The organism is Janthinobacterium sp. C22 (assembly GCF_057919405.1).
On the sequence record NZ_CP193659.1, the window covers coordinates 3,723,212 to 3,745,796 of the forward strand.

22 protein-coding genes and 3 pseudogenes are annotated in these 22,585 nt (G+C 63.3%); 12 read left to right on the forward strand and 13 right to left on the reverse strand.

The annotated features are described in order from the left end of the window. Nucleotides 1–35: 35 nt before the first annotated feature. The gene (locus tag ACRHIG_RS17425; RefSeq protein WP_489627248.1) at nucleotides 36–1,259 is read right to left on the reverse strand and encodes an MFS transporter; all 1,224 of its coding nucleotides are present in this window, start codon (nucleotides 1,257–1,259) and stop codon (nucleotides 36–38) included. 339 nt (nucleotides 1,260–1,598) lie between these two features. Here ACRHIG_RS17425 and cyoA point away from each other — a divergent pair, with 339 nt between their 5' ends. The 7 genes and pseudogenes from cyoA (at nucleotide 1,599) to ACRHIG_RS17460 (ending at nucleotide 8,365) form a co-directional block, all read left to right on the forward strand. Further along, complete coding sequence (gene cyoA, locus ACRHIG_RS17430; RefSeq protein ID WP_170909664.1) at nucleotides 1,599–2,582, forward strand: ubiquinol oxidase subunit II; 984 nt, start codon at nucleotides 1,599–1,601, stop codon at nucleotides 2,580–2,582. 83 nt (nucleotides 2,583–2,665) lie between these two features. Beyond that, nucleotides 2,666–4,669: a cytochrome o ubiquinol oxidase subunit I gene (cyoB, locus tag ACRHIG_RS17435; RefSeq protein WP_489627249.1), complete on the forward strand. Its 2,004-nt coding sequence runs from the start codon at nucleotides 2,666–2,668 to the stop codon at nucleotides 4,667–4,669. Beyond that, complete coding sequence (gene cyoC / locus ACRHIG_RS17440) at nucleotides 4,662–5,300, forward strand: cytochrome o ubiquinol oxidase subunit III (RefSeq protein WP_475413830.1); 639 nt, start codon at nucleotides 4,662–4,664, stop codon at nucleotides 5,298–5,300. The genes cyoB and cyoC overlap by 8 nt, the downstream gene beginning before the upstream one ends. Next, entirely contained in the window at nucleotides 5,297–5,683 is a 387-nt protein-coding gene (gene cyoD, locus ACRHIG_RS17445; RefSeq protein ID WP_034788483.1) for a cytochrome o ubiquinol oxidase subunit IV, read from the forward strand. Before cyoC ends, cyoD begins: the two co-directional genes overlap by 4 nt. Then, complete coding sequence (locus ACRHIG_RS17450; protein ID WP_489627250.1) at nucleotides 5,680–6,507, forward strand: SURF1 family protein; 828 nt, start codon at nucleotides 5,680–5,682, stop codon at nucleotides 6,505–6,507. Before cyoD ends, ACRHIG_RS17450 begins: the two co-directional genes overlap by 4 nt. Further along, nucleotides 6,491–7,839: pseudogene (locus tag ACRHIG_RS17455) on the forward strand (ATP-binding protein). Before ACRHIG_RS17450 ends, ACRHIG_RS17455 begins: the two are co-directional and overlap by 17 nt. Beyond that, nucleotides 7,829–8,365: a response regulator transcription factor gene (locus ACRHIG_RS17460; protein ID WP_034788474.1), complete on the forward strand. Its 537-nt coding sequence runs from the start codon at nucleotides 7,829–7,831 to the stop codon at nucleotides 8,363–8,365. Before ACRHIG_RS17455 ends, ACRHIG_RS17460 begins: the two are co-directional and overlap by 11 nt. Nucleotides 8,366–8,504: 139 nt before the next feature. On the opposite strand, the gene ACRHIG_RS17465 is transcribed toward ACRHIG_RS17460, so the two are convergent. The 10 genes and pseudogenes from ACRHIG_RS17465 to ACRHIG_RS17510 form a co-directional block, all read right to left on the reverse strand. After that, complete coding sequence (locus tag ACRHIG_RS17465) at nucleotides 8,505–8,996, reverse strand: GNAT family N-acetyltransferase (protein WP_489627251.1); 492 nt, start codon at nucleotides 8,994–8,996, stop codon at nucleotides 8,505–8,507. Then, the gene (locus tag ACRHIG_RS17470) at nucleotides 8,993–9,634 is read right to left on the reverse strand and encodes a hypothetical protein (protein ID WP_489627252.1); all 642 of its coding nucleotides are present in this window, start codon (nucleotides 9,632–9,634) and stop codon (nucleotides 8,993–8,995) included. Before ACRHIG_RS17470 ends, ACRHIG_RS17465 begins: the two co-directional genes overlap by 4 nt. Nucleotides 9,635–9,691: 57 nt before the next feature. Then, nucleotides 9,692–10,057 (reverse strand): hypothetical protein, encoded by a 366-nt coding sequence (locus ACRHIG_RS17475; protein WP_489627253.1) that lies wholly within the window; start codon nucleotides 10,055–10,057, stop codon nucleotides 9,692–9,694. Nucleotides 10,058–10,082: 25 nt separating this feature from the next. Beyond that, nucleotides 10,083–10,864, reverse strand: a pseudogene (gene phnE / locus ACRHIG_RS17480) (phosphonate ABC transporter, permease protein PhnE). A gap of 11 nt (nucleotides 10,865–10,875) precedes the next feature. After that, nucleotides 10,876–11,619 carry a PhnE/PtxC family ABC transporter permease gene (locus ACRHIG_RS17485; RefSeq protein WP_489630823.1) on the reverse strand — a complete coding sequence of 248 codons (744 nt, stop codon included), beginning with the start codon at nucleotides 11,617–11,619 and terminating at the stop codon, nucleotides 10,876–10,878. 85 nt (nucleotides 11,620–11,704) lie between these two features. Then, nucleotides 11,705–12,517, reverse strand: coding sequence for a phosphonate ABC transporter ATP-binding protein (locus ACRHIG_RS17490; RefSeq protein ID WP_489627254.1), 813 nt, complete (start codon nucleotides 12,515–12,517; stop codon nucleotides 11,705–11,707). A gap of 169 nt (nucleotides 12,518–12,686) precedes the next feature. After that, nucleotides 12,687–13,555: pseudogene (locus ACRHIG_RS17495) on the reverse strand (putative selenate ABC transporter substrate-binding protein). A gap of 26 nt (nucleotides 13,556–13,581) precedes the next feature. Then, the gene (gene selD / locus ACRHIG_RS17500; RefSeq protein ID WP_489627255.1) at nucleotides 13,582–14,646 is read right to left on the reverse strand and encodes a selenide, water dikinase SelD; all 1,065 of its coding nucleotides are present in this window, start codon (nucleotides 14,644–14,646) and stop codon (nucleotides 13,582–13,584) included. Between the two features lie 45 nt (nucleotides 14,647–14,691). Further along, nucleotides 14,692–15,783, reverse strand: a complete 1,092-nt coding sequence (mnmH, locus tag ACRHIG_RS17505) for a tRNA 2-selenouridine(34) synthase MnmH (protein ID WP_489627256.1) — start codon at nucleotides 15,781–15,783, stop codon at nucleotides 14,692–14,694. 79 nt (nucleotides 15,784–15,862) lie between these two features. After that, complete coding sequence (locus tag ACRHIG_RS17510) at nucleotides 15,863–17,005, reverse strand: FAD-dependent oxidoreductase (protein WP_489627257.1); 1,143 nt, start codon at nucleotides 17,003–17,005, stop codon at nucleotides 15,863–15,865. An 89-nt stretch (nucleotides 17,006–17,094) separates the two neighbouring features. Between ACRHIG_RS17510 and ACRHIG_RS17515 the strand changes: the two genes are divergently transcribed. Then, the gene (locus ACRHIG_RS17515) at nucleotides 17,095–17,778 is read left to right on the forward strand and encodes a TetR/AcrR family transcriptional regulator (protein WP_489627258.1); all 684 of its coding nucleotides are present in this window, start codon (nucleotides 17,095–17,097) and stop codon (nucleotides 17,776–17,778) included. On the opposite strand, the gene ACRHIG_RS17520 is transcribed toward ACRHIG_RS17515, so the two are convergent. Then, nucleotides 17,775–18,464: an LrgB family protein gene (locus ACRHIG_RS17520; protein ID WP_070288450.1), complete on the reverse strand. Its 690-nt coding sequence runs from the start codon at nucleotides 18,462–18,464 to the stop codon at nucleotides 17,775–17,777. The genes ACRHIG_RS17515 and ACRHIG_RS17520 overlap by 4 nt on opposite strands. After that, complete coding sequence (locus ACRHIG_RS17525; RefSeq protein ID WP_489627259.1) at nucleotides 18,461–18,919, reverse strand: CidA/LrgA family protein; 459 nt, start codon at nucleotides 18,917–18,919, stop codon at nucleotides 18,461–18,463. The genes ACRHIG_RS17520 and ACRHIG_RS17525 overlap by 4 nt, the downstream gene beginning before the upstream one ends. Nucleotides 18,920–19,022: 103 nt before the next feature. On the opposite strand from ACRHIG_RS17525, the gene ACRHIG_RS17530 reads away from it, so the two are divergent. From ACRHIG_RS17530 to ACRHIG_RS17545, 4 genes are all read left to right on the forward strand, one after another. Then, entirely contained in the window at nucleotides 19,023–19,931 is a 909-nt protein-coding gene (locus ACRHIG_RS17530) for a LysR family transcriptional regulator (RefSeq protein WP_489627260.1), read from the forward strand. A gap of 26 nt (nucleotides 19,932–19,957) precedes the next feature. Beyond that, complete coding sequence (locus ACRHIG_RS17535; RefSeq protein WP_489627261.1) at nucleotides 19,958–20,776, forward strand: glutaminyl-peptide cyclotransferase; 819 nt, start codon at nucleotides 19,958–19,960, stop codon at nucleotides 20,774–20,776. Between the two features lie 80 nt (nucleotides 20,777–20,856). Next, nucleotides 20,857–21,711, forward strand: coding sequence for a hypothetical protein (locus ACRHIG_RS17540; RefSeq protein ID WP_489627262.1), 855 nt, complete (start codon nucleotides 20,857–20,859; stop codon nucleotides 21,709–21,711). 111 nt (nucleotides 21,712–21,822) lie between these two features. After that, a complete protein-coding gene (locus tag ACRHIG_RS17545) occupies nucleotides 21,823–22,353 on the forward strand; it encodes a hypothetical protein (protein WP_489627263.1) in 531 nt (176 codons plus the stop codon). Nucleotides 22,354–22,585: the final 232 nt, after the last annotated feature.

The following is a 22,585-nucleotide window of genomic DNA, read 5'->3' on the forward strand; positions in this document are numbered from 1 at the left end:
TTTCAGTGCGGTGCGCGCTATCGACTATATATATGTCAGTCGCGGATTTCCAGCGCCCGGTTCAGGCTCAGGGCGGCCAGCGAGGCGACGGCGCCCGACAGCAGGTAGAAGCTGACATAGGCGAGGCCGAAGTTGGCCGACAGGCCAAGCGCCACCAGCGGCGCGAAACCGGCACCGACCAGCCAGGCCAGGTCGGACGTCAGGGCCGCGCCCGTATAGCGGAAGCGGGCAGGGAAGTTGGCCGTCACGGCGCCGGCAGCCTGGCCGTAGGACAGGCCCAGCAGGCTGAAGCCCACGAGGATGAACACGTCCTGGCCCGTATTGCCGCCGCCCATCAGGGTCGGCACGAAGGCGCTGAAGATGGCGATCAGTACGGCCAGCACGCCCAGGGTGGTGCGGCGGCCCACTTTATCGGCCAGCAAGCCGGAAATCACGACGCCGACGGCGGCCAGCACGGCGCCCATCATCTGGATTTGCAGGAAGTCCGGGGCCGAACGCGTCTGGTAGACGGAAATCCACGACAGCGGGAACACGGTGACCAGGTGGAACAGCGCATAGCTGGCCAGCGCGGCGAGTGCGCCGATCAGCACGTTGCGGCCCTGGCCGCGGCTCATTTCAAACACGCTCACGGGCTGCAGTTCGCGTTCGTCGAGCAGGCGCGCATATTCATTCGTCGACACCAGGCGCAGACGGGCAAACAGGGCGACCACGTTGATGGCGAAGGCCACATAGAAGGGATAGCGCCAGCCCCAGTCGAGGAAGTCTTCATCCGTCAGGCTGGTCAGCATGAACCAGAACAGGCCGGCGGCGATCAGGAAGCCGGTGGGCGCGCCCAGCTGGCCCAGCATGGCGTACCAGCCGCGCTTGTTTTCCGGCGCGTTCAGGGCCAGCAGCGACGGCAAGCCATCCCACGAGCCGCCCAGGGCCACGCCCTGGCCGATGCGCAGCACGGACAGCCAGATGATGGCGGCAAAGCCCAGGTGGGAGTACGTCGGCAGGAAAGCGATGCCGGCCGTCGACACGCCCAGGAGGAAGAGGGCGAACGTCAGCTTGGCGCTGCGCCCCATGCGGCGCTGGATCTCCATGAAGATCACGGTGCCGAACGGACGGGCGATGAAGGCGAACGAGAAGATCAGGAACGCATATAAGGTTCCCTCCAGGCGTTCCTCAAACGGGAAGAAGACGCGCGGAAACACCAGCACCGAGGCGATGGCGTAGACAAAGAAGTCAAAGTATTCGGAAGCGCGGCCGATGATCACGCCGACGGCGATCTCACCGGGGTCGATATGCGATTCGACCGTGCCGGCCCCGCGTGCGTCGCGCAGGGAATGGGGGAAAAGTCGGCGGGTACATCCCCGCTGTGTGTGCGCGTGCTGGACATGATGATCGTCTCCAATATCGTTTCGAGTTCGGCCAACGCGTAACTTACCCCGGGTGTCTCACGCCCGGAGCAGGACTATTCATTAGATAGTTGTAGGAGAAGTCCTCGACTACCAAGTGAAAGTCCGAGCAAGGGGTAGGACAAAACGTCCAATTGCCAGTGCGCTCCAGTGAGAATACAGTACCATATCTTCATCCCCTGTACTGGACTTTCCTGTATGTTTTCATTAAAAGTTCGTCGCGGACTGCTTCTTTTACCTCTCGCATTGTTGGCTGGTTGCAATACGGTGGTACTGAATCCGTCTGGCGACATCGCAGTTCAGCAAGGCAATCTGATTGTCATCTCGACATTGCTGATGCTGTTGATTATCGTCCCGGTAATCGCCCTGACCCTGCTGTTCGCATGGCGCTATAGAAAAAACAACACCGCGGCCAAATACGAGCCGGACTGGGACCACTCGACTCGCCTCGAGCTGATTATCTGGGGCGCGCCCCTGCTGATCATCATCGTGCTGGGCCTGCTGACCTGGATCAGCACCCACACCCTCGATCCATACCGCCCATTGAGCCGTATCGACGCCAACCGTCCCATTCCCGCCAGCCACAAGCCGATGATCGTCGAAGTCGTGGCCCTGGACTGGAAATGGCTGTTCATCTACCCGGAGCAAGGCATCGCTTCCGTGAATGAATTGTACGCGCCCGTCGATCGTCCGATCCGCTTCAAGATCACCGCGTCGTCCGTCATGAACTCCTTCTTCATCCCCGCACTGGCAGGTCAGATCTACGCCATGCCGGGCATGGAAACGCAGTTGAATGCGGTCATCAACAAGCCGGGTGTCTATAAAGGCTTCTCCGCGAACTACAGCGGTGCCGGTTTCTCGGGCATGCGCTTCAAGTTCCACGGCGTCAACGATGCGGACTTCGACAAATGGGTGGAATCGGCACGTGCCGGTGGCGGCGCGCTGAACCGCGACGACTACCTTTCGCTGGCCCAGCCTAGCGAACGCGATCCGGTGCGCCGTTACAGCGCTGTACCTAGCGATCTGTACAAGGCAATCCTGAACCGCACCATCGTTTCCGACGCCCTGTGCGTGACGCCGGTCGAGCCATACAAATTGACGATGGCAAAAAGCCCGGTAGCGGCCGTAACGGCAGTAGTCGCTAGCGATGCAGTGGTTGAAAAGGGCGTTCAAGCCAAGTAACGACTGCATGAATCCCGCAGCGCATTGCGCTGCAGATACTGGCGCCGCTTGCCTGGCGCCTCCCTTTTTCTCTGAGAGTAACAATGCTAGACCATATTGATCTGACGAAGCTTATATTCGGCCGTCTGACTTGGGATGCAATTCCATTTCACGAACCTATCCTGCTGGTGACCTTTGCCATGGTCGCCCTGGGCGGTATCGCACTCGTTGCGGCACTGACGTATTTCCGCGTCTGGGGTACCCTGTGGCGCGACTGGATCACCAGTATCGACCATAAAAAAATCGGTATCATGTACATGATCCTGGGCCTCGTCATGCTGCTGCGCGGCTTTGCCGACGCGCTGATGATGCGTACCCAGCAGGCGATCGCCTTTGGCGACAATGCCGGCTTCCTGCCACCGCATCACTACGACCAGATCTTCACCGCCCACGGCGTGATCATGATCTTCTTCGTCGCGATGCCTTTCGTGACGGGTCTGATGAACTACGTGGTGCCGCTGCAGATCGGCGCGCGCGACGTGGCTTTCCCTTTCCTTAACAACTTCAGCTTCTGGATGACCACCATGGGCGCCGTCTTGGTGATGGCTTCGCTGTTCGTCGGCGAATTCGCCCGCACGGGCTGGCTGGCCTATCCGCCGCTGTCGGGCATCGTCGGCAGTCCGGACGTGGGGGTAGACTATTACATCTGGTCCTTGCAGATTGCCGGGGTCGGGACGCTATTGTCCGGTGTCAACCTGATCGCCACCATCGTCAAGATGCGCGCGCCTGGCATGACCTGGATGAAAATGCCCGTCTTCACCTGGACCGCGCTGTGCACCAACATCCTGATCGTCGCCGCCTTCCCGGTGCTGACGGCTGTATTGGCCATGCTGTCGCTGGACCGCGTTGCCGGCTTTAACTTCTTCACGACGGAACTGGGCGGCAACGCCATGATGTACGTCAACCTGATCTGGATCTGGGGTCACCCGGAAGTCTACATCCTGATCCTGCCGCTGTTCGGCGTGTTCTCGGAAGTGGTCGCCACGTTCAGCAGCAAGCGTCTGTTCGGCTACGCCTCGATGGTGTACGCCACCTGCGTCATCATGATCCTGTCGTACCTGGTATGGCTGCATCACTTCTTCACCATGGGTTCGGGCGCCAGCGTCAACTCCTTCTTCGGCATCACGACGATGATCATTTCGATCCCGACGGGTGCGAAGATCTTCAACTGGCTGTTTACCATGTACCGCGGCCGTATCCGCTTCGAACTGCCGATGCTGTGGACGATCGGCTTCATGGTCACCTTCACCATCGGCGGCATGACCGGCGTGCTGCTGGCCGTACCGCCAGCGGATTTCGTGCTGCACAACAGCCTGTTCCTGATCGCCCACTTCCATAACGTGATTATCGGCGGCGTGGTGTTCGGTGTATTTGCTGCAATTAACTACTGGTACCCGAAAGCCTTCGGCTACAAGCTCGACGCGTTCTGGGGCAAATGCTCGTTCTGGTTCTGGTTCGTCGGCTTCTACCTGGCCTTCATGCCGCTGTACGTGCTGGGCCTGATGGGCGTGACCCGCCGTGTCAACCACTTTGAAGATCCGTCGCTGCAAATCTGGACCATCATCGCCTGGTTCGGCGCCGTCTCGATCGCGCTGGGCATCGGTTCCCTGCTGATGCAGTTCTATGTCAGTTTCCGCAACCGTCACGCCCTGCGCGACGTCACCGGCGACCCATGGGGCGGCCGTACGCTGGAATGGTCGACGTCGTCGCCACCGCCAGACTATAATTTCGCCTTCACGCCGCAAGTGCACGAACTCGATGCATGGACTGACATGAAGAAACACGGTTACCAGCGTCCGACGTCCGGTTTCACGAAGATCCACATGCCGAAGAACACCTGGGCTGGTTTCGTGATCGCCGCACTGTCCGCACTGGTCGGTTTTGGCTTGATCTGGCAAATGTGGCTCGTCGCCAGCATCGGCTTCGTGATCATGATGGTCACCATCATCGTCCATACCTTTAACTACAAGCGCGATTACTACATTCCTGCGGAAGAAGTGGTCCGTACCGAAGACGCTTATACTAAATTGCTGAGCAGCCATGTCTGATACCATCGCCCATAACACCGGCGCCGCTGGCGCCGCACCAAGCACGCGCAGCTACTTTGTGCGCGAGCACCACCCGGAAAACGGCAGCCTGCTGGGTTTCTGGCTCTACCTGATGAGCGATTGCCTGATCTTCGCCTGTCTGTTCGCCACCTATGCAGTGCTGGGCCGCAGCTATGCGGACGGCCCGACGGGCGCCGCGCTGTTCGACCTGCCGCTGGTGGCCGTCAACACGGCCATGCTGCTGCTGTCGTCGATCACCTACGGCTTCGCCATGCTGGCCATGCAGCGCAAGCAATTGCGCAGCACCCTGGTCTGGCTGGGCATCACGGGCCTGTTCGGCCTGGCCTTCCTGTCGCTGGAAATGTATGAATTCATGCATCTGATCCACGAAGGCGCCGGTCCGCAGCGCAGCGCGTTCCTGTCGTCGTTCTTCGCCCTGGTCGGTACCCACGGCTTGCACGTGACGTTCGGCGTGATCTGGCTCGTGACCCTGATGTTCCAGTTGAACAAGCATGGCCTGACCCCGGAAAACGGCCGCCGCATGATGTGCCTGTCGCTGTTCTGGCACTTCCTGGACGTCATCTGGATCGGCGTCTTCACCTTTGTCTACCTGATGGGAGTGCTGCCATGAGCGACCACCACACACACGGCGATAGCCACCACCATGACAACCACGATCATGGCAGCCTGAAAAGCTACGCCATCGGTTTCATCCTGTCGGTGATCCTGACGGCCATTCCGTTCTGGCTGGTGATGACGAAAGCCATCACCAACTCGGGCACCATGGGCCTGGTCCTGCTGGCGTTCGCGGCGGTTCAAGTGGTGGTGCACATGGTGTACTTCCTGCACATGAACACCAAGTCCGAAGGCGGCTGGAACATGATGGCGCTGATCTTCACGATCATGATCGTGGGTATCGCCATGGCCGGTTCCCTGTGGGTCATGTACCACATGAACCACAACATGATGCCGGATCTGATGCCTGAGTACATGCATACGAAAACGGCTCCATGATGAGTAATACGCGCCCAAGCAACACCGGGCGCGCCCCTGGCGCCGCATCGCAAGATGCCGCGCCAGGCCCACGCGGCATGGCTGTGCGGTATGCACTGGCCTTGCTGGCGGGGATCTTGTTTGCCGGTTTCTGTGTCCTGGGAACCTGGCAAGTCAAGCGCCTGTTCTGGAAGCTTGACCTGATCGAGCGCGTCGAACAACGCGTACATGCGCCCGCAACGGACGCACCTGGACCCGCAGCCTGGGCCAGCATCACGCAGCAAACGGATGAATACCGCCATGTGCGACTCTCCGGTACCTATCTCCCCATTTTCAATACCCTGGTGCAGGCAACGACGGCACTGGGCAGCGGTTATTGGTTAATCACGCCATTGCGCCTGGCCGACGGCAGCACCGTGCTCATCAACCGCGGCTTCGTGGCCAAGCGCGCCGGCATCGGCGCCGGCACGCCGGCCGGCATCGTCGAGGTCGACGGCTTGCTGCGCATCAGCGAGACGGGCGGCGGTTTCCTGCGCGAAAACAGTCCTGCCACGCAGCACTGGTATTCGCGCGATGTGGCCGCCATCGCCGGCTCGCACATGCTCACCAACGTGGCGCCATATTTCGTCGACGCGAAAGAAAAATCGGAAACGGCCAGTGACGCCCCCGTCGGCGGCCTGACCGTGATCTCCTTCCACAACAACCATCTGGTTTATGCCTTGACGTGGTTCGCGCTTGCCTTGATGGTAGCCGGCATCACGTGGTGGATCGTGCGCGAGGACAAGCGCCGCCGCGCGCGCCGTAGCGCCGCCACGCAAGAAAGCGACCATGCCGGGCAGGATTGAAATCCTGCCCAACCGCGAAGTACTGGAGCGCGGTACGGTGGCGGCCGAGATGGAGCATCCGGCCGGCCACCAGAACATGAAGCTGCTGATCCAGCTGCGCTGGCTGGCCGTGATCGGCCAGATCAGCACCATCTTCGGCGTGGGCGTGGGACTGGACATCGCCTTGCCCGTGCCCTACATGCTCGAAGTGCTGTCCTGCCTGATCGCCTTCAATCTGGCCAGCCTCTTGCGCTGGCACGAGCGCCAGCCCGTTTCCAACACGGCGCTCTTTCTTGCCCTGCTGGTCGACGTCACCGTGCTGACGGCACAGCTCTACCTGAGCGGCGGCATCAGCAACCCGTTTGCCTTCCTGTACTTACTGCAAGTTATCCTCAGCGCCGTGCTGCTGGAAGTGTGGTCGACCTGGATCATGGTGGCCATTACCAGCCTGTGCCTGGCCGGCCTGGCCTTGCTGCCCGGCCCCTTGATCCTGCCGATCGACCCCGAGCGGGGTTTTCCAGCCTGTACGTGCAGGGCCTGCTGATCTGTTTTATTTTGAACGCCGCCTTGCTGGTGGTGTTCATCACGCGCATCAACCGCAACCAGCGCGCCGGCGACGCCAAGGTGGCCGATTTGCGCCAGCGCGCGGCGGAAGAAGAGCACATCATCCGCATGGGCCTGCTGGCCTCGGGCGCCGCGCACGAGCTGGGCACGCCGCTGGCGACCCTGTCCGTCATCCTCGGCGACTGGCGCCGCATGCCGGAACTGAGCAAGAACAGCGAATTGCTGGAAGAAATCACGGAAATGCAAGCGCAATTGCAGCGCTGCAAGAGCATCGTCAGCGGCATTTTATTGTCTGCGGGCGAGGCGCGCGGGGAATCTTCCGTCAAGACGACGATCAATACCTTCCTCAACGACCTGGTCGACGAGTGGCGCACGAGCCGCCCGATCCAGGATTTCGAGTACGATAACCGCATCGAGCACGACGTGCCCGTCGTCTTCGATTCGACCCTGAAACAAACCATCTGCAACGTGCTCGACAATGCGCTGGAAGCGTCGCCCGAGTGGCTGCGCTTCGAAGCGACGCGCGAAGCGGACGCCCTGCACCTGGTCGTTACCGATGCGGGCCCCGGCTTCGAGCCGTCGATGCTGACGCACCTGGGCAAGCCATATCAAAGCAGTAAGGGCAAGCCCGGCGGCGGCCTCGGTCTGTTCCTGGTGGTCAATGTCGCGCGTACCCTGGGCGGCACGGTGACGGCGCGCAACCGGGTGCAGGGCGGGGCGGTGGTGCACCTGGCCTTGCCGCTGGCGGCCATCAAACTGGAAAGAGAAAGCGACCACCATGCAGGATGACCGTCTGTTACTGATCGTGGAAGACGATGCCGCGTTTGCCCGCACCCTGGGCCGCTCGTTCGAACGGCGCGGCTACCAGGTCATCCTGGCCACCAATTTCGACGAGGCGAGCGCCTTGCTGGAACAGCATTGCCCCGACTACGCCGTCGTCGATTTGAAACTCAATGGCAACACCTCGGGCCTGGCCTGCGTGCAGATGCTGCACCAGCACGACCCGGAAATGCTGATCGTCGTGCTGACGGGCTACGCCAGCATCGGCACGGCCGTCGAAGCCATCAAGCTGGGCGCCTGCCAGTACCTGGCGAAACCGTCGAACACGGACGACATCGAAGCGGCCTTCGGCCACGTGGCCGGCAACGCCGACATCGAACTGACGAATCGCGCCACCAACATCAAGACCCTGGAATGGGAACGCATCCACGAAATGCTGGCCGAGACGGATTTCAATATCTCGGAAACGGCGAGAAGGCTGGGCATGCACCGGCGCACCCTGGCGCGCAAGCTGGAAAAGCAGCGGGTCAAGTAGACATTCCGGTAGTCACCGCGCAGTTTGGTCGTTCTCGAATGTCAGTTCGATCGTACTGTCGTCGCTCCAGCGCATGCTGTAGGAACGCAGCGGTATCGAGCATTGTGGGATTGTTGTTATGTATACAGATGGATGGCGTTCAAGTCGGCGCCAGCCACTCCATCTTCTGCACCTGAATATGCGGATGGCTTTCCAGCGCTTCCCATTCCGGTAAAAAGACAAACCCCTGCTTCTGGTAAAACGCCGCCGCGCGGGCGTTCTCGGGCGCGACGTCGAGCACCAGCCGAGGATGGCCATTGTCCACGGCGCATTGTTTTATGGCCTCGACCAGGCCTTGCGCCACGGCCAGGCCCCGATATGCGGACTGTACCCACATGGCGATCAGGTGGCACTCGCCATTGCCGGCCACCACTTGCGCGGCCAGGCCGATGGCTTGTTCTCCGTCAAAGGCAAGGAAAAACGTGCGCTGCGGCGTGCTGACGGCGCGCTGTTGCCAGTCGGCATCGGAAAAGCGGACCGCGCTGGCGTGGCTGGCGCCAAAGGCCGTGGGTGCGTCGAGCAGGGCGGCCAGGCGCGTGGCTTTCAGCGCTGGCCAGTCGCTGGCGGCGGTGGGGCGTATCAGCAGGCTCAATTGAAGACGATCGCTGTCTTGTGTTCGATGCTGAGCCTGCAAGCTTCATACGCGGCCAGCCAGGCGATCAGTTCGCGCTCGAGACCGTCTTCGTCGTCGATGCGTGCATTGATGCGGGCCGCTTCTTCATCGCTCAGCTCGTCGCCGAGCAGGAAAATGCCCAGCGCGGGCGCGACCGTGACCAGTTCGGCGCGCAGGCTGTACGAGGAACCGAGCATGCCGCCCAGCAGCTCATGTTCCTCATCGGCAAAAATGACGTCGTCGAAGACGAGGGGAAAATAAAAGCCCTCGCAATCGGAATGGCAGAGCAGGTGGCTGTCCAGGTCATCCTGCGCTGCTTCCAGCACCGGATCTTCGCTTGGATCCTCGCCTTCGGCCAGCGGCGTGGCCCGCCATTGCCCATCCTGGACCGCATGCGCATAGGCGCGGCGCAAATAATGCAGGTAGCTGTATGGAAAGGAGTCAAGCGCTGCGCGCGACTGCAGTTGCGGCAAGGCCAGCGGTTCGCCATGCTGCGGCAAGCCCGCTTTTTGCAGCAGGGCGTTCGCTTGCGCCAGGGAATCGGCCAGCCATTGCGCCCCTTCCGGGTCTTCTTCGTGCAGGTCGGCCAGAGCGCCGACTGTTATTGCCAATCCCATGCATGGACTCCTTTATTGTTCAGCTGCCAGTGTAAATCATTTGCCTCTGGTCATCATTTACGATTGGTCCCACACTTCGATCGTCAGCAGCTGTCCGGGCGCGCACGCGGCAATACGCTGCGGATACACGGTAATGCTGCCGGGCCAGCCCGTCAGCTGATCTTGCGGAAACTCGCCCTCCTGCGCTTCGGCGATGCCCGCCAGCAGCAGGGGCGCGATGACGCCGGCCTGGGCCGTGTAGCGGTTGGGAAAGCCGTTGAAGGCCAGCTGAGTCGCCTTGCCTTGCTGGCACAATTGCGCGATCCAATCGGCGCCGAACAGGCCCGCTTCCCACGTGGCGAGAAACGCTTCCTTGTTGACTTTCGTCATATCGGCCAGTTGCTCCGGCGTTTCTGTCGAGATAATCGTCCACCAGCCTGACATGGGTATTCCTTATGAAAAGTGAAAATTAACGGGTCATGGCGCGGCGCAGCAGGTAGCTGAGGCCATCGACGGCCGCCACCATCAGCAGCATGGCGACGATGACGGTGGCGGCGCTCTGCATCTGGAACAGCGACAGATGGTACTTCAGCATCTGCCCCAGGCCGCCCGCGCCGACGACGCCGAGGATGGCGGCGGCGCGAATGTTGTTTTCCCAGCGGTACAGGGTGTAGGACATCATCTGCGGCCCGCACTGCGGCAAGGTCGCATACAAAAAGGCCACGGCGGGCCGGGCGCCATTGATGCGCAAGGTGGCGGCCGGCAAGGGCGGGCAATTTTCGAAGGCATCGGCAAACAAGCGCCCCAGCACGCCCACCGTGTGCAGGGCCAGGGCCAGGGTGCCCGCGAACGGACCCAGGCCGGCGGCGATCAGCAGGATCGAAGCCCACACCAGTTCGGGAATCGAGCGCAGCACATTCAACACGGCGCGCGTCGCATTGCGCGCCAGGCCGCCGAAACGCCCGCTGGCGGGCAGGGCCAGCAGCGCGCCCAGGATAGCGGCAATCACCGTGCCGATGGCCGACATGGCCAGGGTTTCGAACGTGGCCACGCCGACTTTCATCAGGAAGGGGCTGGCCAGCTCGGGCGGGGCGAAGCCGTGCAGGAAATCGGCGCTCGTGCGCACGGCGTCGGCGCTGAAAAATCTCCCCATTTCAGGGGTAGCGTGGCGAAGCTGGCGATGACCAGCAGCAGCAAACCGGCCAGCAAGGCCCAGGTCGACCAGCGCACGGGAGCAGGGACGGGCAACATCGGTTCCTTCTTCATGCCAGCCTCCGGCGCAGCATGGCCGAGACGGCGTCGGCGCCCGCCACCAGCAGCACGAACACCATCAGCATGGTGGCCAGCTCATTGCCTGCCATCATCTTCATCGATTCATCCATGCGCTGGCCCAGGCCGCCCGCACCGACAAAACCCATGACGACGGAGCCGCGGATCGCGCATTCCCAGCGGTAGATCGTGTACGACACCAGTTCGGCGGCCGATTCGGGCAGGGCGCCGTACAGCAATGCCTTTAATCTGCCGCTGCCGTTGTGCAATAGCGCGTTGCAGGCGGACGCATCCGACGATTCGAGGATTTCCGCATACACCTTGCCCAGCATGCCGCAATACGTGAGGGCGATGGCGATCACGCCGGCCGTCGGCCCCAGTCCCACGATGCGCACCAATAGCAATGCCCAGACCAGTTCCGGCACGCTGCGCAGCAGCACCAGCAGCGCACGCACGCAATGGCGCAGGGCGGCGGCCAGCGGCGAGACGCTGCCGCTGCCGATGCGCGAAATCGACAAACGCTCCGTCACCAATAACGTCAGCGGTATGGCCCCCAGCATGGCCAGCGCCATGCCGGCCGTGGCCATGGCGATGGTTTCCCAGGCGGACGTGGCCACCAGTTGCAAAAATTCCGGCGAGTGGGCGGGCGGCACGAAGCTGGCGATGAATTGCCAGGTGGCTGCCAGGCTTTGCGCATCCCAGAGTATCCACGGCTTGAATTCGGCCTGCACCAGCATCGGCCACAGCACGAGCAGCACGACGGCAGCCGTCGTCAGGCGGCCGCGCCAGGCGGGTCGCGCGGCATGGCGGCGTCGGCGCTCTTCAGCAAAGGGGCCTCGCGGCGTCCAGATTCGTTTCCACCGATTCGAACTGGGGCGCTGGATCGGCCTTGTTGCGGTACAGTTCGGCGATCATGGCGTCGCTGACCTCGGAGCCAGGCAGGTCGAAGACGATCTGGCCGTCGCGCAAGGCGACGATGCGCGTAAAGCAGGCGCGCGCGATGTCCACCTGGTGCAGGCTGCAGATCAGGGTGGCGTTGCGCGCCGTCGCTTCCGCCTGCAGCACATGGATCGTCTGCAAGGCGAGGGTGGGGTCGAGCGCGGACAGCGGTTCGTCGACGAGGAACACTTGCGCATCCGACACCAGCGCGCGCGCCATGCCGCAGCGCTGGCGTTCGCCGCCGGACAGGCGGTCGACCCTGGCGTAGAGCTTATCCTGCAGGTTGAATTTGCCCAGCGCTTCCCACGCGGCGCGCGGATCGACGGGCGCGGCCAGCGAACGGATGGCCGTCCACAAGCTCCATTGCGGCAAGCGGCCCGCCAGCACGGCGTTGACGACGCGCTGGCGCGGCGGCAGCGGCGGCGTTTGCGGCGCCAAAAACAGGCGAGCGCGCAAGGCGTGGCGTTCGCCGTTGGCAAGTTGCCAGGGAGAACTGCCGAGTATGCGCAAGCTGCCGGACTCAGGGCGCAGCGCGCAGGCCAAGGTGTGCAGCAGGCTGGTCTTGCCGGCGCCGGAAGGGCCGATCAGGGCGATCTGCTCGCCCTGGGCCACGTCCAGGTCCAGGTCGCGCAGGGCCAGCGTACTGCCGGCGGCACCCGCGTGGTGGACGCAGACCTTGTGAAGTTGGAATGTCATGCGATGTTCGGTATGGGGGCGTTGGTGTGTCGGATGACGCCATGCGACGGCAGCGTAGGTCGGATTAGGCCGGAGGCCGTAATCCGACAACATTGTTGGCATTATCGCTTGTGTCGGATTACGCGGCTTTGCCGCTAATCCGACCTACGATAAAACGCGTCGACGTCGTTTACTTCAACAGCTTCGCGTCGCGCGCGGCCGCTTCGATATCCTTGTAGTTCTCGGCCTTGGTCGGGATGAACTTCGTGGCGCGCTGCAGTTCGAGGATTTCCTTGCCTTCGGCCGTCGATGGGTCCAGCGCCAGGAAGGCGTCCGTCAGCTTCTTGCGCACGACGGGATTCATGTCGGCGCGCACGCTCCAGTTGTAATCGTAGTAGCCCGGCGTCGTGTAGAACACGCGCACCTTGCTCGGGTCGACTTTTTCGCTTCCACCAGCTTTTCCCACACGGAAATGTTCAAGGTGCCCGCATCGACCTTGCCGCCGGCGACGGCGGCCACGGTGGCGTCATGCGCGCCCGAAAACGCGATGCGCTTCATGTCCGTATCCGGATTGATCTTGGCGGCCAGCAAGTAGTAACGGGGCATCAAGTGGCCCGAGGTCGACGATTCCGAGCCGAACGTGAAGTTCTTGCCTTTCAGGTCCGACAATTGATTGATTTCCTTGCTGGTGGTCACGAACACGGAGCGGAACTTCGTGTCTTCCTCGCGCTGCACCAGCGGCACGATCTTGCCGCCGCTGCGCACGTTGGCTTGTACAAACGTGAAACCGCCGAACCAGACCATGTCGAGCTTGTGATTGATCAAGCCTTCCACGGAGGCTGCGTAATCGGTGACGGGCGTAAATTCCACCTTCATGCCCAGCTTTTTCTCCAGATAGCTGCCCAGCGGCTTGAACTTGCGCTGCAATTCCGTCGGCGCTTCGTCGGGGATGGCGGACACACGCAATACCTGCTGCGCCTGCGCCAGGCCGCTGTGGATGGCCAGGGTGGCGGCGACGGTGGCCAGGATGGCGGGGAACTTGTTGGAGAACGTGGTCATGGGACTGCCTTTAAAAAAATTGTTCATTAATATACGGAAACCCCGGTACTGTCTTCCTGCATCTCGCCGATGACGACGGCGTCGCCAAAGCCTTCGGCGCGGAAAATCGCCAGCACTTGCTCGACGGCTTCCGGCGCGCAGGCCACCAGCAGGGGGCCTGCCGTCTGCGGGTCCGTCAGGATCGCCTTGTCGATGGCGCTGAGGCTGTCGTCCAGCGCCACTTGCGCGCCGTAGCCCTGCCAGTTGCGGCCCGAGGCGCCCGTGATGTTGCCATTTTGCGCCAGTTGCTGCACTTGCGGCAGCAGCGGCACGTCAGCCATGGCGATACGCGCCTGCAACTTGGCGCCGCGCGCCAGTTCCAGGGTGTGGCCCAGCAAGCCGAAACCCGTCACGTCCGTCAGCGCATGCACGCCGTCGAGCAGGGCCAGTTTCTTGCCCGGGGTATTCAATTTGGTGGTGTTGTCGATCAGCGAGGCGTAGCCGTCCGCGTCCAGCGCATTCTTCTTCAGCGCGGCCGACAGGATGCCCACGCCGATCGGCTTGCCCAATACCAGTTTGTCGCCGGCGCGCGCGCCCGCGTTGCGCTTCACCTGCGACGGGTGGACGAGGCCCAGCACGACCAGGCCGTAGATCGGCTCGACGGAATCGATGGTGTGGCCGCCTGCGATGGGGATGCCGGCCTGGGCGCAGATGGTTTCGCCGCCTTTCAAGATGAGGCCGATGGTTTCCACGGGCAGCTTGTTGATCGGCATGCCCACCATGGCCAGCGCCATGATGGGCGTGCCGCCCATGGCGTACACGTCGGAAATGGCATTGGTGGCGGCGATGCGGCCGAAGTCGAAGGGATCGTCGACGATGGGCATGAAGAAATCCGTCGTGGCGATCAGCGCCTGCTCGTCGTTGAGCTGGTAGACGGCCGCGTCGTCGGAGGTTTCTATGCCGACCAGCAATTCCTTCGGCAGGGGAAAGCCACCGCTGCCCTTTAAGATGTCGGCCAGCACGCCGGGCGCAATCTTGCAGCCGCAGCCGCCGCCATGGGCAAATTCGGTCAATCGGATGGGTGTATTGGATGTTGCTGCGCTATCGGACATGGTCGTCATCCTGCTGAAAAAGGTCACTAAAAGCTGCGCCGGCGCTTACGCGGCGCTGGCGGTACGGGGTTCGCCGACGATAGCACATAATGCGCGCGCGGCTTGCTCAAAGGCATGTTCTGAAATATCGGGCAAGACCAGCGGCGTCGCCTGGGCGTAGCGGCTGAAGTTGCGGGCGATCGATTGCCGGTAGACGGGGTCGTAATGCTGGACCAGCAGCTCTTCCACCAGCTCGGCCATCTGGCCCGCCGTCGCCAGCTGCTGCCAGTGTGCAATTTTCTCCTTGCCATGCAGCTGCGTCAACAGGGCCAGCTGCACGTTCAGGCGCTGTGCGTCGCCGACGAAATGCGCATAGTCCTGCATCAGCAATTGCACGCGCTGGGCCGTATCGAGCCGCACGTCCGTGCAGGCGGCCGCGCGCATCTTTTCCATCAGCGCGTCGGGCACGCGCACGCGGCCCACTTTCTTGCTTTCCGATTCGATGAACACGGGCAGCACCGGGTCAAACTGGCGCAACTGCTGCCACAACGCGCTTTCGAACGCCTTTTGCGAGGGCTGCTCTTCCTCGGGCAAGCCGCCAAGCACGGAGCCGCGGTGCGCCGCCAATCGCTCCAGGTCGATCACCTGCGCGCCTTGCCGGTCCAGCACTTGCAGCAAGCGGCTCTTGCCGCTGCCCGTGGGGCCGCACAGCACGTTGATGAAATCGAAGCGCTGGGGCAGGGTGGCCAGCTCGGCGTTCACGTGGCGCCGGTAATCCTTGTAGCCGCCGTCGAGTTGCGTGACGGGCCAGCCGATGCGCGCCAGGATGTGCGCCATGGCGCCGCTGCGGTTGCCGCCGCGCCAGCAGTAGACGAGCGGTTTCCAATGCTGCGGATGACCGAGGAAACCGTCTTCGATATGCCGCGCGATATTCTTCGCCACCAGCGCCGCGCCCAGCTTCTTCGCCTCGAAGGCGCTCGTTTGCTTATATAAGGTGCCGACGCGCACGCGCTGCTCGTCGTCGAGCACGGGCAGGTTGATGGCGCCCGGCAAGTGATCTTCCGCGAACTCGGACGGGCTGCGCACGTCGATGATGGCGTCGAATTCATGCAGGCGTGGCAGGATGTCGCTGAAGGGCTGGACTGCAGGGTATTTCATCGTGGCGCGGCTGCTTGGAATGGGGAAAGACGTATTATCCCCGATAAAGGCCGCCGGCGTGGGGCTTTGGCGCCGCCGTTCACACTGCGCGCGCCGGGCCGCCATCTTGCATGCCCGTAAAGAACTGCACCAGGCCGTGCGGGGCATCGTCGCCGAAGCACAGGCGCAGGATGCGCTCCGACTCCGCCGCGGCCGCGCTGCTGCGCGCAAACAGGGCCGTTTCATACGCCAGCAGGGCCGCCGCCACGTCGTTTGGGTGCGCGGCGAGCGCCTGCGCCAGCTCGGCGCCGTCCAGCATGGCCAGGTTGGCGCCTTCGCCGGCCGGCGCCATCAAATGGGCCGCGTCGCCCAGCAAGGTCACGCCCGCCACGCGCTGCCAGCGGTGGCCGGCGGGCAGCAGGTGCACGGGACGGGGCACGGGCGGCGTGTCCGCGTCCGTGATCAGGGCCGTGAGCGCCGGCGTCCAGCCGGCAAACTGGGCGGCGATGGCTGCCCGCGCGGCGGCCGGGTCGGCAAAATCGATGCCTGCCAGCCACTCCTCGGGTTGACTCAGGGCCACATACGCATGCAACACGCCATCGGCTTCGCGGTGCGCCTGGATGCCCTTGCCGGGCGCCAGCGCGAACAGGGCACCGGCGCCCACGGCTTGCGCGCTGGCCTGGTGGCGGCGGTCGCTGTCGAACAGATACGTTTCAATGAAGGCAATGCCGCTGTAGGCGGGCTGCGCGCTGGAGAGCAGCGGCCGCACCCGGGACCAGGCGCCGTCCGCGCCCACCAGCAGATCGCTGGCCGCCGTGGCGCCATGCGCAAAGTGTAAAAGGTGTTGGCCGCCGTCCAGCGTTGCGACGCTTGTCAGTTTATGGCCCCAGCGCACGCAGCCTTCAGGCAAGGCATCGAGCAGGATGCGGCGCAGTTCCCCGCGTGCCACTTCGGGGCGGCCGCCCGTGCCGTCGTCGCCTTCGTCGTGCAGAACCGTGCCGTGCTGGTCGAGCACGCGGCTCGCTTCGCCGCCCGCATGGATGAGGGCGCGGAAGGCGTCATGCAGGCCGGCCGCCCGCAGCGCTTGCTGGCCCGTTTCTTCGTGGATATCGAGCATGCCGCCTTGGCGGCGCGCCTGGGGCGACGCATCCGCTTCATACACGGTGGCGGCGATGCCGTGGACGTGCAGCACGCGGGCGAGCATCAGCCCGCCCAGCCCTGCGCCGATGATGGCGATATGCATGGTGATCCTTCAGGTGGTGTTCAAAATAACAGTGGAACGACGTTCCAGAAGAATTTTGCGGCAAGCCATCATCTGTGTCAAGATAAGCGATGCCCCATACCGTAGCGACCCCACCACGACGCGCCGACTCGCTGACGCGCGACACCATCATCGACGCCGCCATTGCCCTGCTCGACACAGCGGGCGAGGGCGGCCTGACCTTCCGCGCCCTGGCCGCGCGCCTGGCGACGGGGGCGGGTGCCATCTACTGGCACGTGGCCGACAAGGACGACCTGTTCACGGCCGCCAGCGACGCCATCGTCGCCCGCGCCATGCAGGCCGCCCCGTCCGGCGATACGCCGCAGGCGGGCATCCGCGCCGTGGCGCTGGCCATGTTCGAGGCCATGGATGCGCATCCGTGGCTGGGCTCGGCCCTGTCGCGCGCGCCGGGCCAGCTGCCGACCGTGCGCATCCTGGAACGCCTGGGCCGGCAGGTCGATGCGCTGGGCGTGCCGCAGGACCGGCAGTGGATGGCGGCTTGCGCCTTGCTCAATTATCTGCTGGGCGTGAGCGGGCAGAATGCGGCCAATGCCGTCATCGCCCGGGAACGGGGCCTGGAACGCGCGCATTTCCTCGACACCCTGGCGGGCGCCTGGTCACGCCTCGATGCGCAGGCGTTTCCGTTTGCCCGCAAGGTGGCGGGCCAGCTGCGCGCGCACGACGACCGCGCGGATTTCCTGGCGGGAATCGACCTGATCGTGCATGGCATGCAGGCGCTGCAAGGGGGCAGCTAGCCCAGCAAATGTCCCAGCAGCGGCGCCAGCAGCACCGTCACGACGCCGGAAAAGATCATCGTCAAGCTGGCCACTGCGCCTTCTTCCGTGCCCACGCGGCGCGCCACGGACAAGCCAAAGCCGTGCGCGGCCGCGCCGTATGGGGCGCCGCGGGCGATGCGCATGCGCAAGGGCAGCAGTTTTAACAACGGCTTGCCCAGCATCAAGCCGAACAAGCCCGTCATCACCACGAAGATGCCCGTCAACTGCGCCGAGCCGCCCATGTGGCGCGACGCTTCCAGCGCGAACGGCGTCGACACGGAACGGGCCAGCAGGCTGCGCGCCATGTCGCCGTGCACGCCAAATACACGGTCCAGCAGCAGGGTGGCGGCCACGGACGCCACGATGCCGGCGCAGCTGCCCAGCGACAAGGCCAGCCAATGCTTGCGGATCAGCTTGCGCTCCTGGAAGATGGGTAGCGCAAACGCGATGGTGGCCGGACCCAGCAGCCACGGCAGCCAGCGCGTCTCGCCGAAATACGTGGCGAACGGCGTCGACGTCGCCTGCACGATGACGATCAATATCGCCGAGGTGCAGATGGCGGGCGTCAGCAAGAAGTGCGGATGGCGGCGGTGCACGGCCTGGTTGGCATAGAACAGCACCAGGGTCAGCAGCAAAAACAGCAGCGACAGCAGCAGGGTGCTCATGCTGCCGCCCGGGCTCTGCGCTGGCGCAGCAGTTTATTCAGGCGCAACTTGCGTTCATAGCGGCATACCCATTCCACCGTCAGCGCCGTGGCCAGCATCACGCTGGCAAAGCCCAGGCCGATATTTACGAACAGCATCAAGCCCTGCGACTTCAACAGTTGCGTAAATTGCACCACTGATACCACCAGTGGTATGAAAAACAGCAGCATATTGGCCAGCAGCCAATTCGCGCCCAGTTCGATGGCGCTGGGGCGCACCCAGCCCGCCAGCAGCAGGGCCACCAGCACGAACAGGCCCACGACGCCGCCCGAAAACGGCAAGTGCAGGGCGGACGCGGCCGCGTCGGCCAGCCACCAGGCGGCAATCAAGATACCCACTTGCCACGCGGTCTGCGCGGGCTGGCGCCAGGCAGGGATGGAGAGTGGGGCGGTGGTGGAACAAGGGACGGCTTTCACGGCGGGCTTTCAAACGGATGGGGGAGGTCTTCATTGTAGTGAGCCCACATCAAAAGATAAAATGACTTAAACTCATGATCATCATTCGATTTTGGAATGCATCATGGATATCCGCTCCCTGCGCTACTTCGTCGAAGTGGTCGAGCAAGCCAGTTTTACGCGCGCGGCCGCCAGGCTGCACGTGACGCAGCCCACCGTCAGCAAGATGATCGCCCAGCTGGAGCAATCGCTGGACCTGGCTCTGCTGGACCGGGCCGGCAAGCGTTTTACGCTGACGGACGCGGGCAAGGTGGTGCTGTCGCGCGCGCATGAGCTGCTGGCCCTGCACGCGGAACTGAAGGTGGAATTGCGCGACCTGCAACATCTGGAGCGGGGAGAACTGCGGGTCGGCGTGTCGCCGCAGACGCATTCGACCCTGGCGCCATGGCTGGCCGAATACCACCAGCGCTATCCGGGCATCGAACTGAAGATGTATGAAAGCGGCACGCAGGCGATCGAACGCGACTTGCGCACCGGCACGGTGGAACTGGGCACCATGCTCGACTATCCGGGCAATGCGGCCACCTGGCAGGATTTCGAAGCCTTGCCCCTCGTGCGCTCGCCGCTGTGCCTGCTGGCGGCGCCCGGCTCACCGTGGCACGGGCGCGCTGCCGTGGCCCTGGCCGAGCTGGCCGACAGCCCCTTCATTTTCTACGGCGCCGCATTTGCCCTCAACGACATCGTGCAGGATGCCTGCCAGCGCGCCGGTTTCGCGCCGCGCATCACGGGCCGCAGCGGCCAGTGGGATTTCATTGCCTCGCTGGTACGCCTGGGCGTGGGTGTGTGCCTGCTGCCGAAGATGTATTGCGACACGCTTGATGCCGCGCAATTTGACGTGATTCCCCTGGCCGGCCCGCCCGTGGAGTGGAACCTGATGCTGGCCTGGCGCCGGGGCGGGCGGCTATCGTTCGCCGCGCGCGCCTGGCTGGAGCTCGTCAGGGCGCGCATGGCGGACGCGGCACGTTTACAATAGGCGCTCGCCAACTTCCGCCCGACCCGATGAACATCAACGTCAATACCAGACTCAAACGCACGGCCGGCTCATTGCTGCTGGGATTGTTATGCACCGTAGGCCTGATGAGCGAAATGGGCTATGCCCAGGCCGCCTTGCCCGTATATGGCTATTTCGTCAAGAACACCTATCCGCACGATCCCCAGGCTTTCACGCAGGGCTTGCTGTTCAAGGATGGGCATCTGTATGAAAGCACGGGCCAGAACGGCCAGTCCTCCTTGCGCAAGGTGGAATTGACGACGGGCAAGGTGCTGCAGAAAAGCATGCTCGACAAGAATGTGTTCGGCGAAGGCATCACGGATGTGGGCGATGAGCTCCTGGGCCTGACGTGGATTTCGCAGACCGGCTATGTCTTCGACCTGAAAACCTTCAAATTGAAACGCAAATTCAGCTACCAGGGCGAAGGCTGGGGCCTGGCCAGTGACAACCAGTTCGTCTACATGAGCGACGGCACGTCGGCCATCCGCGTGCTCAATCCGAAAACCCTGAAGGAAGTGCGCCGCTTCGAAGTGAAGGCCGAGGGCCGCCCCATCGAGCGGCTGAACGAGCTGGAAATGGTCGACGGGCAACTGTTCGCCAATGTGTGGGGCGCGGACGTGATCGCCCGCATCGATCCCGCCAGCGGCAAAGTTATGGGCTGGATCGACCTGACGGGCTTGCTGCCGCCCGAGCAGCGGGGCACGGCCAATCCCGACGCCGTGCTCAACGGCATCGCCTGGGATGCGCGTGGCAAGCGCTTGTTTGTCACGGGCAAACTGTGGCCCAAGCTGTTCGAAATCGAGCTGATCGAAATCCAGCGCCATTGATGTTGGCTATCGGACAGTGTTGCTGACGGGAATCGTCTATGATATGCCTCCTTCGCACCTTGCGACCTTAACAGGATGCCATGCTGTTCTTTTCCTTACACCGCCTGGCGGCCGCCACCACCCTGGCCGCCGCCATCGTGCCCGCCGCGCAGGCGCAAGCGCCATACGTGCCGGTGATGCAGCAATACGGCGACTTCGTCGTCACGCGCGATCGCCACGACCCGCTCGTTACCTTGTCTTTCCGCCAGCACGGCTACTGGCCCGGCGGCGCGCGCGAAGTGGTGGAAGTGCGGCCCCTGGCGGCCACGCGCGAGGGCCAGCCCATGCTGCTGGCATTCACCAAGGGTTATACGGGTCAGGGCACCATCCTCATCGGCGTGCAGAATGGCGAACCGCTGATGCGCCCCATCAGCCCCCTGCAGCGCGACAACATGGTGCGCACGGAGCGCGACCCCGAATGGGGCGTGCCGCAGCCGGGCCGTCCCGAGATGCTGCTGTTCGCCCGCGACGGCCGCGCGCTCGATACGCGCACGGGCGAGCTGCTGTGGTTTGACGTGGCTGGCGGCGTCACCGGCGATTACGCGTCCGCCATGCTGGTCTCTGTCTCGCCCGACGGGCGGCGCGGCGCGTATCTGACGAATGCGCTGACGAAGGTGGGGATCATCGTCGCCACGCGCGACGACGGCGTGGCCGGCGTGCTCGCTTTGCCGCCCGATACCTATCAGCGGTGGCTGAAACCGCTGTCGGATGCCGCTGCCGCGCAGGCGGGCGCCGCCATCAAGGCGCGCCAGGGCCGCACGGATTCAAACCGCATCCGGCGCGAGCTGGAACTGGCCTGGTTCGGCCAGCAATTTCAATGGAAACAAGGCAAGGGCGGCTGGCAAGTGACGGGCCTGGGCCTCGCTTCCGCGCCGCCGGAGGGAAAACAGCCATGAGCATACCTAGACTGATCGCCGGCTGCCTCGCCGCAGCCCTGCTGGCCGGCTGCGTACACAGCGAGATCGCCCCGGGATTATCTGGCGCAAGACATCGACAAGAGCCAGGCCTTGGTGGAAGTGGACGTCGTCTTCGGGCAAGCGCCCGATGACAAGCTGACGTCGCGCACCACGTCACGCAACAGCGTGGAATACACGGGCGCGCCGCATATCGTCGTGCCGTTCTACCAGAAGGGCCTGGGCTTCGACCAGGGTTTTGCCGGCACCTATATGTTTGCCGTGCCGTATCCGATCGCCAAGGTGGAGACGGCCACGGCCAGCAGCCGCGTCTTCGGCCAGAAACTTGACGGGCAGCAACCGGGCAGCCCGCGCTACCGTTTCCGCGTGCCGGGCAAGGCGCAGTGGAACAGCAATGAAACCTTCATGCTGAGTTTTGCGCGCAAGGGCCGCCGCGAAGAAATCACTTTCCGTTTCAGCAACGAGCAAAGCTGCCCGTCCGCCTTCCTGGCCACCACGCCAAGATACGGTTTCCCCATCAAGGTCGTCGCCACGTTCAAGGACAATCAAGGCTGCCTGAAAGTGTGCGACAGCCGCGACCAGTGGCCCGGCTTTTGCGCCTTCCAGCCGCCGCCGGCCGCCTGACTATCATCATGCAAGCGCCGCGCCGGCGTTGGACGGCGCGGCGCTTATACACGCGCGCGTTTTACCGATTCTATTCAATTGTCATCGAATGATGGCGTAAAACGCCTATTTTCACGGCCAAAGCGCAGCTGAATTGATGCAGATCAATGCCTGGGCCAGCGCATAAATCTTGCCGCAAGAATATCTTTCTCAGGCGTATGATTTCTGTGCCGTGATCGGCGCACGCAGATGG